The organism is Verrucosispora sp. WMMD1129, from assembly GCF_029581255.1.
Lineage (GTDB): Bacteria > Actinomycetota > Actinomycetes > Mycobacteriales > Micromonosporaceae > Micromonospora > Micromonospora sediminimaris.
This window is the reverse complement of the sequence record NZ_CP120741.1, coordinates 3,848,814-3,860,236: the sequence shown is the minus strand read 5'-3', so window position 1 is coordinate 3,860,236 and position 11,423 is coordinate 3,848,814. Positions and strand designations below refer to the sequence as shown.

Here is an 11,423-nt window from a genome sequence, read left to right as displayed (position 1 = left end):
CGCCCCGGCCCGGGGACGGCACCGCCACGGCACCATCCACAGGTTGTGGACAAGACATCCACCGGCTGTGGACAACGCGCGGTACGCCCCGAATAGTCCCGCGACGACGACGCCGGCCCGGAGAGCGTCTCCGGGCCGGCGTCGTGCTCACTCCTGGTGCCTGGTCTCAGTGACCGGCCTTCGAGTGGTACTCGTCGACGATCTCCTGAGGGATCCGGCCTCGGTCCGAGATGTCCTTGCCCGCCTTGCGCGCCCAGGCCCGGATGGCCTTGTTCTGCTCGCGGTCGGCGGTCGCGCCACCGCGACCACGGGCGGCCCGACCACCGACGACGACACCGCCGCGACCGACCTTGGTGCCGTGAGCGATGTACGGGGCGAATACCTCGCGCAATTTCTCAGCGTTCGAACCTGACAGGTCGATCTCATACTGAACACCGTCGAGCGCGAACTTGACGGTCTCGTCCGCGTCCCCGCCGTCCAGGTCATCGACCAGCTTGTGAATGATCTGCTTGGCCATGCCACATTCCTTTCGAGCAGGGCTGATCCTGCCAACTGCACAAGCACAATAACCCGTCAGATGCTTGCCGCGTCAATAGGATGCGGTAACGAGGCGGTAAGTTTTCGTACGACTACTCGGGGCGAACCAAGGGGAAGAGGATGGTTTCCCGAATTCCCAGGCCGGTCAGCGCCATCAGGAGACGGTCGATTCCCATTCCCATGCCACCGGCCGGCGGCATTCCATACTCCATCGCCCGGAGAAAGTCCTCGTCCAGTCGCATCGCCTCGTCGTCGCCCCGAGCGGCCAACTGCGCCTGGGCCATCAGTCGTTCCCGCTGCACCACGGGGTCGACCAGCTCGGAGTACGCGGTGCCCAGTTCGAAACCGAGCACGTACAGGTCCCACTTCTCCGCCAGGCCCGGCTCGCTGCGATGGGAGCGGGTCAGCGGACTGGTCTCCTCCGGGTAGTCGCGCACGAAGGTGGGTGCTTCCAGGCCGGGTACGACCAGTTCCTCGAACAGTTCCTCGGCGAGCTTGCCCGGGCCCCACTTCGGGTCGACGGCCAGGCCCACCTTGTCGGCGTACTCAACCAGGCGCGCCCGCTCGGTGTGGACCGTGACCTCCTCACCCAGCGCCTCGGAAAGCACACCGAAGAGAGTGACCGAACGCCACTCGCCACCGAGGTCGAACTCCCGACCGTCGGCGTGGGTGACCACCGTCGATCCGGAGACCGCGACCGCCGCCCGCTGGACGAGATTGCGGGTCAACTCGGCCATCGTGTCGTAGTCGCCGTACGCCTCGTACGCCTCCAGCATGGCGAACTCGGGCGAGTGCGAAGAGTCGATGCCCTCATTACGGAAGTTGCGGTTGATCTCGAAGACCCGCTCGACCCCGCCGACCACGGCACGCTTCAAAAACAGTTCCGGCGCGATTCGGAGATACAGATCGGTGTTGAGCGCATTGCTGTGGGTCACGAAAGGCCGGGCCGCCGCACCACCATGCAGCAACTGCAACATCGGGGTCTCCACCTCAAGGTAACCCTCGGCGTGCAACGAATCGCGCAGACTGCGCAACGTGGCCGCCCGAGTACGCACCATCTGCCGCGCCTGCGGACGGACGACCAGATCGACGTAGCGCTGCCGGACCCGGGCCTCCTCGCTGAGCGGCTTGTGCGCCACCGGCAGGGGGCGCAGCGCCTTGGCGGTGACCGCCCACTGCTCGGCCAGCACCGACAGCTCACCCCGACGGCTGGTGATCACCTCTCCGGTGACCCCGACGTGGTCACCGAGATCCACCAGGCGCTTCCAGGCTTCCAGCCGATCCGCGCCGACCCGGTCCAGCGACAGCATGGCCTGCAGTTCGGTACCGTCACCGTCGCGCAAGGTAGCGAAGCAGAGCTTGCCGGTGTTCCGTACGAAGATCACCCGGCCGGTGACCGAGACCCGGTCGCCGGTGGCGGTGTCCGTCGGCAGGTCCGCGTATCGCTCGCGCAGCTGGCTCAGCGTGCTGGTACGCGGGTAGCCGATCGGATAGGGCTGCACACCGTCGGCGAGCATCCGGTCCCGCTTCTCCCGGCGGACCTTCATCTGCTCGGGAAGGTCGTCGGCGGGGTCGACTGGCACGGGGCTCTGTTGGGTCACGGCACGCTTCCTCAGCGGGAGAATTCGGGCGGGGTCAAGCCCCGAGCGTACTCAAACGCCCCGGGGACCGTTACTGGATAGCCTGCCGGTCATGACCGACCCCACCCAGGCCCTCTCCTTCGGCACCGCCGCCGCCGACTACGACCGCTACCGTCCCCGCTATCCACCGGCGGCGCTGCGCTGGGCGCTCGCCGACATCGACGCTCCCGCGCAACTTGTCGATCTGGGTGCCGGGACCGGCATCCTGGCGCGTGGGCTGCTCGCCCTGGGGCACCGGGTGACCGCCGTCGAGCCCGACCCCGCGATGCGGGCCCAGTTGACGTCGCTCGACGGCGACCCGCTCGCCCTGGCCGGCAGCGCCGAGGCGATGTCGCTGCCCGACGGGTACGCCGACGCCGTGCTCACCGGTCAGGCGTACCACTGGTTCGACCGGCCACGGGCGCACGCGGAGATCGCCCGGGTGCTGCGGTCCGGCGGGGTCTTCGCCCCGATCTGGAACCTGCGGGACGACGGCGTCGACTGGGTGGCCGAGCTGAGCCGGATCGTCCAGATCGGCGACACCGTCGAACACCTACGCCAGAGCGTGACCGACTTCGGCGACTCCTTCACCAGCCCGGAGTGGGCCGAGTTCACCCACACCACCACGCTGACCCCCGACGAACTGCTCGGCCTGGTCCGCACCCGCTCCCACTACCTCACCGCCGCCCCCGACCGACAGGCCGAGGTCGACCACCAGGTCCGCACCCTCCTGCAAACCCACCCCGACCTGGCCGGCCAGGAAACCATCACCCTCCCCTACACCACCCTCGTAGCCCGCGCCCGGAGAACCTGAACCACTCACGCACGAGACCGCGACAGACGGACGGCCCCCCACCCACCACCACAGACCCCACCCGCCAGCGGACGGATGACGCGTACCCACCGAAGGGTTTCCGGGCAGCCCGACCGGCGCAGGGATCAAGCCTGACCGCCCGGAGCCGGTCGGGCTGCCCGGAAACCCCACCGCAACCACCGAGAAAGCGTCAGACGTTCCGCTCGTACACCATGCGCAACCCGATCAGCGTGATCATCGGCTCGTGATGCGTGATCGTCCGGCATTCGTTGAGCACCAACGAGGCCAGCCCGCCGGTCGCGATCACCGCCTTCAGCTCGCCCATCTCGGCGGCCATCCGCTCCACGATCCGGTCCACCTGGCCGGCGAAGCCGAAGTAGAGGCCCGCCTGGAGGCACTCGACGGTGTTCTTGCCGATCACCGAGCGGGGCCGGGTCGCCTCGACCTTGCGCAGCTGGGCGGCACGGGCGGCGAGCGCGTCGAAGGAGATCTCAATGCCCGGGGCGAACGCACCGCCGAGGAACTCGCCCCGGCCGCTGATGACGTCGAAGTTGGTGGTGGTGCCGAAGTCGACGACGATGGACGGCCCGCCGTAGAGGGTGTACGCGGCCAGCGTGTTGACCACCCGGTCCGCGCCGACCTCCTTCGGGTTGTCGATGGCCAGCTGCACTCCGGTTCGTACGCCGGGCTCGACGATGACGCTCGGCAGTTCCCCGTAGTAACGGGTGAGCATGGTCCGCAGCGAGCGCAGGGCCGCCGGGACCGTCGAGCAGGCGGCCACGCCGGTGATCTCGACGGCGTCACCGGCGAGCAGCCCCCGGAACATCAGCCCCAGCTCGTCGGCGGTCGAGCGGGCGTCGGTCTTGATCCGCCAGGAGTGCACCAGCTTGTCGCCGTCGAAGGTCGCCAGCACGGTGTTGGTGTTCCCGATGTCGATGCAGAGCAGCACGCACGCAGCCTAGACGGGTTCACTCCGTACGCAGGTCCAGGGCGATGTCCAGGATCGGCGAGGAGTGGGTGAGCGCGCCGACGGAGAGGAAGTCGACGCCGGTGGCGCCCACCGCCGCCGCGTCGGCGAGCGTCAGCCCGCCGGTCGCCTCCAACTCGGCTCGGTCGCCGACGGCGGCGACCACCTCGGCGAGCACGGCCGGGGACATGTTGTCCAGCAGAAGAAAGTCGACGCCGGCCTCGACCGCCTCCACCGCCTCGGCGAGGGTGTCCACCTCCACCTGCACCGGCACGTCCGGGAACGCTTCCCGAACGCGCCGGTAGGCGGCGGCGACACCGCCCGCCGCGAACTTGTGGTTGTCCTTGACCATGGCGACGTCGTGCAGGCCCATCCGCTTGTTCGTGCCCCCGCCGGCCCGGACCGCGTACTTCTCCAGGGCCCGCAGTCCCGGGGTGGTCTTGCGGGTGTCCAGGACCACCGCCTTGCTGCCGGCCAGCGCGTCCGCCCAGGCCCGGGTGTGGGTGGCCACCCCGGACATCCGGCTGAGCAGGTTGAGGGCGGTGCGCTCGGCGGTGAGCAGCACCCGGGTGGGGCCGGTCACCGTGGCCAGCACGTCCCCCCGGGCCACCCGCTCGCCGTCGCGGGCCACCAGCGAGACCTCGACGGTACGTCCGATCCCGGTACTCTCGGCGGCCAGTTCGAACACGGCGGCGGCGACCGCCAGCCCGGCCACCACGCCGTCGGCGCGGGCCACCACATCGGCGGTGTCCGTCTGGGTCGCCGGGATGGTGGCGACGCTTGTCACGTCGAGCCCGTCCGGACCGAGATCCTCGACGAGCGCGTTCTCGATGATCCGGCGCACCTGGTCCGGGTCCAGCCCGGCCGCGCGCAGCAGCCGCACCGTCTCGGCGGTCATCGCGTCTCCTCCCACCGGGTGGTCAACCGTCCCTGCTCGCCGACGGCACCGACCAGGTGGCCGTGCCACCGCTCGTCGGCCACCGGGAAGTCCTCCCGCCAGTGGCAACCCCGGGTCTCCCGACGGGCGTACGCGGCGGCCACCAGCGTGGCGGCCACCGTGAGCAGGTTCGTCGCCTCCCAGTCCGCAGTACGCGGTGTGCCACGAGCAACGCCCAACTCGACAAGTTCGGCGGCGGTCGCGGTGAGCGTCGCGGCCGAGCGGAGCACCCCGGCGCCCCGGGTCATCGCCCGCTGCAACGCCGGCGTCGCCGCGGCGGGCAGCACCCAGCCACCCTCCCCACGCCACGCTCCGGTGTCCGCCGGACGGGCCTGCTCGGGCAGGCCGGACGCGATGTCGTCGGCGATCCGTCGGGAGAAGACCAGCCCTTCCAGCAGCGAGTTGCTGGCCAGCCGGTTCGCGCCGTGCACGCCGGTGCAGGCGACCTCGCCGCAGGCGTACAGACCGGGGATCGAGGTCCGACCGTGCAGGTCGGTGCGGACCCCACCGGAGGCGTAGTGCGCGGCCGGGGCCACCGGGATCAGGTCGGTTCCCGGGTCGACGCCGATGGCCAGGCACGACGCGACGATCGTGGGAAAGCGGCGGGCCAGGAAGTCGCCGCCGAGATGGCGGGCGTCGAGGTGGACGTGATCGTCACCGGTGGCCAGCAGCACCCGGTGGATGCCCTTGGCGACCACGTCCCGTGGCGCCAGCTCGGCCAGCTCGTGCTGGCCGAGCATGAAGCGTTTGCCGTCGGCGTCCACCAGGTGCGCGCCCTCGCCCCGCAACGCCTCGGAGACCAGCGGCTGCTGGGCGTGGCCGGCCCCCGGCACTCGGGAGTGTTCCGGCACGATCAGCGCGGTCGGATGGAACTGCACGAACTCCACATCGGTGACCGCCGCACCGGCCCGCATGGCCAGGGCGACCCCGTCTCCGGTGGAGACCGCCGGGTTGGTGGTGGCCGCGAAGATCTGCCCCATGCCGCCGGTGGCCAGCACGACCGCGCGGGCCAGCAGCGCACCGACACCGTCCTCGCTGCCCTCGCCGAGCACGTGCAACGTGATCCCGCACGCCGCGCCGAGCCCGCCCGGGCCGTCGCCGGGGGCCCGGAGCAGATCCAGCACCAGCGCGTGCTCGACGAGCCTGATCCACGGGTCGCGGCGTACCGCCTCGTGCAGCGCCCGCTGCACCTCCGCACCCGTCGCGTCGCCGCCGGCATGCACGATGCGGTCCGCCCGGTGCCCACCCTCCCGGGTGAGCATCAACGAGCCGTCGGCGTTGCGGTCGAACTCGGCACCGAGGCGCATCAGTTCCCGCAGCCGGGTCGGCCCATCCTCCACCAGTACGCGGACCGCCGCCGGGTCGCACAGGCCCACGCCGGCGATCTCGGTGTCGGAGGCGTGCATGGCCGGGGTGTCGGTCGGGTCGAGTACCGCGGCGATGCCGCCCTGTGCCCACCGGGTCGATCCCTCGTCGATGTCGACCTTGGTGACCACGGTGACGTGCAGGCCCGCCTCACGCAGATGCAGCGCGGCGGTCAGCCCGGCCACGCCGGAGCCGACCACGATCACGTCGGTGGTCTCCACCCAGCCGGGTGCCGGGGCGGCCAGCCGGTTCGGCAGCGCCGGCAGGCCGACGGTCGGTAGGTCCATGCCCACAGTCAACCCGAATGGCTTTCGTCTCGGGCGGCGGGGGCGGGACGAGTGGTTCCGGCTACTTCGTCCGGACCGGAAGTTCAGCCGGGCCCACTCCCTTGAGCGTCCCGGTCACCCGACGGTCGCTGAGCCACAGGTAGCAGCGGATCCCCCGATCGCCCACCCGCCACCGACCGGCGCTGGGCGGACGCACCACCACGTCGGTACGGAAGACCAGGTCGTCGTCGTCCGGCAGACCGGCGAAGCGGGCCAGAACCGACCGGCAACCGGCGTAGAAGGGTGCCCACTGCGCGCTGCGCGTCGGATACGGACGGTCCGGGGCCGGCCAGACCCCGGCGAACTCGGCGTCGTGGCGCTCGGTACACGGCACCGGAACCAGGGTCTGCACCACCCCGCCCCCGCCGGTGCGCGTCTGCTGACAGCCCAGTCGCAGCGCCGACGCCGTCCGCAGCACGTCGCGCAGCGAGCCGGTCCGCAGCACGACCTTGGCGCCCGCCTCCACCGTGTCGACCTCCATCAGGTCGCAGCGGTACCAGCGTGAGCCGGCCGCCCAGCCCGGCTCCGACGGCACCGCGACCGCCAACCGGAGCCGCCCGGCCCGCCAGTTGTCACCGACGTAGCCGGTGGCCCGGTTGTCACACTCGACGAAGGCGGCACGCAGCTCCGCCGAACTGGTGGACGGCGGTTGATTCCGGTCGGCGGGGAAGGTGCCGACGTGCACCGTCTCCACCCGGTGCGGCGCGGCGCAGTCCACCGGCGCGTACGCACCGAGCGGCACCACCTCGGCGAAGTCGGCCTCGTGACAAACCCCCGCGGTGGGGGTGAAGGCCCCGGGCGGCGGCAGCGCGGCCCAGTCGTCCACCAGGTTGCCGTCCAGCCCTGCGGTCGATCCGCAGCCGGCCAGCAGTGCCGCCACGGCGAAGGCGGTGACCAGGGTCCTCGTCGCATGCTGCATGGCGCCGCCTCCCCCAGTCAGCGGCCGTCCCCCGACGGCGCCTTCAGGGTAACCAGAAATGACCTTCTGGTGACAGACCGGAATCGCGGCGCGATCGTCGCCGCCGGTCAGAAAGGCTGCCCGAACAGGTGCCGACGGAACCCGGCCGCCGAGCGGACCCGCTACACCGACAGCGGGTTCGGCACCGGGGCGCCGGCGGTGCCGGGCGCGGCGGTCGACGGGTCGGCACCGAGGTCGACGACCTTGTTGTCCGCGTCCACGTGCACCACCCGGGGGCGGTACGCACGAGCCTCGGCATCGTCCATCTGCCCGTACGAGATGAGGATGATCAGGTCGCCGGGCTGCACCAGGCGGGCGGCGGCACCGTTGATGCCGATCACCCCGCTGCCCCGCCGGCCCGGGATCACGTACGTCTCCAGCCGGGCGCCGTTGGTGATGTCGACGATCGCCACCTGCTCACCGGGAAGGAGGTCGGCGGCGTCGAGCAGATCCTCGTCGACGGTCACCGAGCCGACGTAGTGCAGGTCCGCCTGGGTCACCGTGGCCCTGTGGATCTTGGACTTGAGCATCGTGCGGAACATCGGGACGCCTTTCACGGGTATGTGTGGTCAGGAAGCCGGGTCGAGTCGGATCGGAGCGTTGTCGATCAGTCGGGTGGCACCTACCCAGGCCGCCACGAGCAGTCGGGCCGGGCCGCGTACCGGCCCGGGCTCCAGATCCGGATCGGTGAGCACCAGGTAGTCGAGCCGTGCTCCGGAGTCGCCGGTACCGAAGGCCACGTGCGCGGCGGTCAGGACCGCTGCGGCGTCACGACCAGCCGCGGCTGCCTCGGCACCGGCCCGCAACGCCCGGGACAGGCTCAGCGCCACCGAGCGCTCGTCCGGCGAGAGGTAGCGGTTGCGGCTGGACAGGGCGAGGCCGTCCGGTTCCCGGACCGTGGGCACCCCGATCACCTCGACCGGCACGTCCAGGTCCCGGCACATCCGTCGGACCAGGGTCAACTGCTGGTAGTCCTTCTCACCGAAGAAGGTCAGGTCCGCGCGGGTGAGCTGGAGCAGCTTCAGCACCACTGTGAGCACCCCGTGGAAGAATCCGGGCCGGCTCAGCCCTTCCAGATCCTCACCGAGCGGCCCCGGATTGACCCGAACCGCCGGCTCGCCGCCGGGGTACATCTCCCCGACCGGGGGAGCGAAGACCAGGTCGGCACCGGCCCGCCGGCACACTTCAAGATCAGATTCGAGAGTACGCGGGTAGCGGTCGAAGTCCTCGTTCGGCCCGAACTGCAGCGGATTCACGAAGATCGTCACGATCACGTGGTCGGCGCGCGCTCGGGCCTCCCGCAGGAGCGTCTCGTGCCCCTCGTGCAGCGCGCCCATGGTCATCACCACCCCCACCGTCCCGGTGCGGGCGGCTCGCGCCCGGGCCAGGTCGGCACGGGTGTGCACCAGCTCCGTCACGTGATCCACCTCGCTCGACAGCTGTCCTCCGCCGACGGTCACGCCGCCACCCCGCTCCGGTAGTCGTCCAGGACGCCGAGCAGTGGCGCCACGTCGCCCGGACGCAGCCGGCCGGCCGCGACGGCCCGATCGGCGGTACGCCGCGCCAGCACGAGGTAGGGCTCGACCGACTCCGGTGCGGTGGCGGCGAGCTGCGCCAGGTGCCGCCGCACCGTACCCGCGTCGCCACGGGAGACCGGGCCGGTCAACGCGTCGTCACCGAGACGCAGCGCGTTCTCCAGCGCGGCCCGCAGCAACGGGGCGAGCACCTTCTCGGGCTGACCCACCCCGGCGTCACGCAGCCGGTCGGCCGCCTCGTTGACCAGGGTCACCAGGTGGTTGGCACCGTGTGCCAGCGCCGCGTGGTACAGCGGTCGGTCGGCCTCGGCGATCCACTCGGGCACCCCACCGAGGTCGACCACCAGACGGGCGGCAAGCGGGCGCAGGTCGGCCGGCGCGGTCACCCCGTACGAGATGCCGGGCAGCCGGCCAAGGTCGTCGGGCGTGCCGGCGAAGGTCATCGCGGGGTGCAACGCCAGCGGACGGGCACCGGCCGCGCTGGCCGGCGCCAGGACCGCCAGGCCGTGCGCCCCCGACGTGTGCGCGATCACCTGACCGGGGCGCAGCGCGCCGTCGGCAGCCAGACCGGCCACCACCTCGGTCAACGCGTCGTCCGGCACGGCGACCAGCAGCAGATCGGTGGCAGCCCGGGCGACCTCGGTGGCGGACCGGCGAAGAACGGTCGGCAGCAGCAGTGCCAGGCGGGCCCGGGAGGCACCGGACGCCCCGCTGGCGGCGACCACGCGATGGCCCGCAGCGGCCAGCGCGGCGCCCAGGGTGGCACCCACCCGTCCGGCGCCGATGACGCCGACGGTGAGCACGGAAGCGGTGGCGACCTGGGCCGATGCCACGGTCGCGGGCCGCCGACGGGCGGCCGAGTCGGTGCGCAGCGGTGCGCTCATGTCACGATCCAGTCCTCGAGACGGGTACCGGTCGGGGCAAGTATGCGTCGCTGACGCGGATCTGAAACAAGGATGTGTGAAATCGTTCACCGGTGTGAGGAGGGCCCCATGTCGATGCGCTGGCGGGAGGCGATGCGGCAAGCGCTCTACGGACCCGATGGCTTCTTCGTCTCCGGTGCCGGGCCGGCAGCCCACTTCCGGACCAGCGTGCACGCTTCCCCGATCTTCACCTCGGCGCTGCTCCGCCTGATCCACCAGCTCGACGCCGCCTTGGGCTTCCCCGACCCGTTCGACGTGGTGGATGTGGGGGCGGGGCGGGGTGAACTGCTCCACGCTCTCGCTGTCAGGGTTTCCGGGGAGCCCGCCCGCTCCGGGCGGTCAGGCTTGATCCCTGCGCGGGCGGGCTCCCCGGAAACCCTGACCACCACGGCCGCCGTCCACCCCGGCCCGGGTGGTGTCTCGTTCGGATCCGTCGATTCGTTGCCGTCCGCGCCGGTTCCGCTGGCTCGGCGGGTACGGTTCACCGCCGTCGAACTCGCCCCGCGCCCCGCCGATCTCCCCGACCAGATCACCTGGACCAACGAGATCCCCACCGCCATCACCGGCCTGCTGCTGGCCACCGAATGGCTCGACAACGTCCCCCTCGACCTCGCCGTTCACACCGACCACAACTGGCATTACCTCCTCGTCGACCCCACCACCGGCGCCGAGACGACAGGCGAACAGATCAACCCCGCCGACCTCGACTGGCTGACCACCTGGTGGCCCACCCCGACCGACCCGGCTCCCAGTGGGCGGACAGTCGCGGACGGCCCAGATCTCCCACCACGGACCGCAGCGGACGGGTCGGGCTCGACCAGGTCGGGTTTCCGGGCAGCCCGGCCGGCGCAGGGATCAAGCCTGACCGCCCGGAGCCGGCCGGGCTGCCCGGAGACCCCCACGGACCGCACCTCCACGGACCGCTTACCGCCGATGGGGCGGGCGGAGATCGGGCGGGCCAGGGACGAGGCGTGGGCTGATGCCGTGAGGCGCGTCGACCGCGGGCTGGCGTTGGCCGTGGACTACGGACACCTGCGTGCGGAGCGGCCGATCGACGGGACAATGACCGGGTACCGGGCTGGACGGCAGGTGCCGCCGGTGCCGGACGGCTCCTGCGACGTCACCGCACACGTCGCCATGGACTCGGTCGCCTCCGCCGGTGAACGGGTCGCCCGGTGCGCGTACGTCCTGACCTCGCAGCGGAAGGCGTTGCGAGCGCTCGGGGCCGACGGCGGACGACCGCCGCTGAGCCTGGCCTCCAGCGACCCGGCCGGCTACCTGCGGGCGCTGGCCACCGTGTCGGCGGCGGCCGAGCTGACCGACCCGGCCGGCCTCGGCGGCCACTGGTGGCTGTGGCAGCCGGTGGGCCTGCCCGCCGACTGGCTACCGCCTCTCGCGGCCCTGAGCGGTGGTGCCCACGAGCTGAGCCGCTGATGGGCGAC

Annotated in this window: 11 protein-coding genes; 2 read left to right on the top strand and 9 right to left on the bottom strand. The window is 71.6% G+C overall.

The genetic code is table 11. The features are described 5' to 3' along the window. Positions 1–166: 166 nt before the first annotated feature. Together O7624_RS17910 and lysS are read right to left on the bottom strand one after the other, a co-directional pair. Complete coding sequence (locus O7624_RS17910) at positions 167–517, bottom strand: Lsr2 family protein (RefSeq protein ID WP_093409819.1); 351 nt, start codon at positions 515–517, stop codon at positions 167–169. A 112-nt stretch (positions 518–629) separates the two neighbouring features. Continuing rightward, positions 630–2,138: a lysine--tRNA ligase gene (lysS, locus tag O7624_RS17905; RefSeq protein ID WP_282236617.1), complete on the bottom strand. Its 1,509-nt coding sequence runs from the start codon at positions 2,136–2,138 to the stop codon at positions 630–632. Between the two features lie 91 nt (positions 2,139–2,229). On the opposite strand from lysS, the gene O7624_RS17900 reads away from it, so the two are divergent. Beyond that, positions 2,230–2,970, top strand: a complete 741-nt coding sequence (locus O7624_RS17900) for a class I SAM-dependent methyltransferase (protein ID WP_282236616.1) — start codon at positions 2,230–2,232, stop codon at positions 2,968–2,970. Positions 2,971–3,160: 190 nt separating this feature from the next. Here O7624_RS17900 and O7624_RS17895 read toward each other — a convergent pair whose 3' ends face one another. From O7624_RS17895 to O7624_RS17865, 7 genes are all read right to left on the bottom strand, one after another. Then, positions 3,161–3,919 carry a type III pantothenate kinase gene (locus tag O7624_RS17895; protein WP_093409827.1) on the bottom strand — a complete coding sequence of 253 codons (759 nt, stop codon included), beginning with the start codon at positions 3,917–3,919 and terminating at the stop codon, positions 3,161–3,163. Positions 3,920–3,938: 19 nt separating this feature from the next. Next, positions 3,939–4,835 carry a carboxylating nicotinate-nucleotide diphosphorylase gene (gene nadC / locus O7624_RS17890; RefSeq protein WP_282236615.1) on the bottom strand — a complete coding sequence of 299 codons (897 nt, stop codon included), beginning with the start codon at positions 4,833–4,835 and terminating at the stop codon, positions 3,939–3,941. Beyond that, positions 4,832–6,526, bottom strand: a complete 1,695-nt coding sequence (locus O7624_RS17885; RefSeq protein WP_282236614.1) for an L-aspartate oxidase — start codon at positions 6,524–6,526, stop codon at positions 4,832–4,834. Before O7624_RS17885 ends, nadC begins: the two co-directional genes overlap by 4 nt. 61 nt (positions 6,527–6,587) lie before the next feature. After that, positions 6,588–7,484, bottom strand: coding sequence for a septum formation family protein (locus O7624_RS17880; protein ID WP_282236613.1), 897 nt, complete (start codon positions 7,482–7,484; stop codon positions 6,588–6,590). Between the two features lie 161 nt (positions 7,485–7,645). After that, on the bottom strand, positions 7,646–8,065 hold the full coding sequence (gene panD / locus O7624_RS17875; protein ID WP_282236612.1) for an aspartate 1-decarboxylase: 420 nt from the start codon (positions 8,063–8,065) through the stop codon (positions 7,646–7,648). Positions 8,066–8,092: 27 nt separating this feature from the next. Further along, positions 8,093–8,941: a pantoate--beta-alanine ligase gene (gene panC / locus O7624_RS17870; protein WP_282236611.1), complete on the bottom strand. Its 849-nt coding sequence runs from the start codon at positions 8,939–8,941 to the stop codon at positions 8,093–8,095. 38 nt (positions 8,942–8,979) lie between these two features. Then, positions 8,980–9,942: a Rossmann-like and DUF2520 domain-containing protein gene (locus O7624_RS17865; protein ID WP_282236610.1), complete on the bottom strand. Its 963-nt coding sequence runs from the start codon at positions 9,940–9,942 to the stop codon at positions 8,980–8,982. Positions 9,943–10,050: 108 nt separating this feature from the next. On the opposite strand from O7624_RS17865, the gene O7624_RS17860 reads away from it, so the two are divergent. Further along, a complete protein-coding gene (locus tag O7624_RS17860) occupies positions 10,051–11,415 on the top strand; it encodes an SAM-dependent methyltransferase (RefSeq protein ID WP_282236609.1) in 1,365 nt (454 codons plus the stop codon). Positions 11,416–11,423 lie beyond the last annotated feature (8 nt).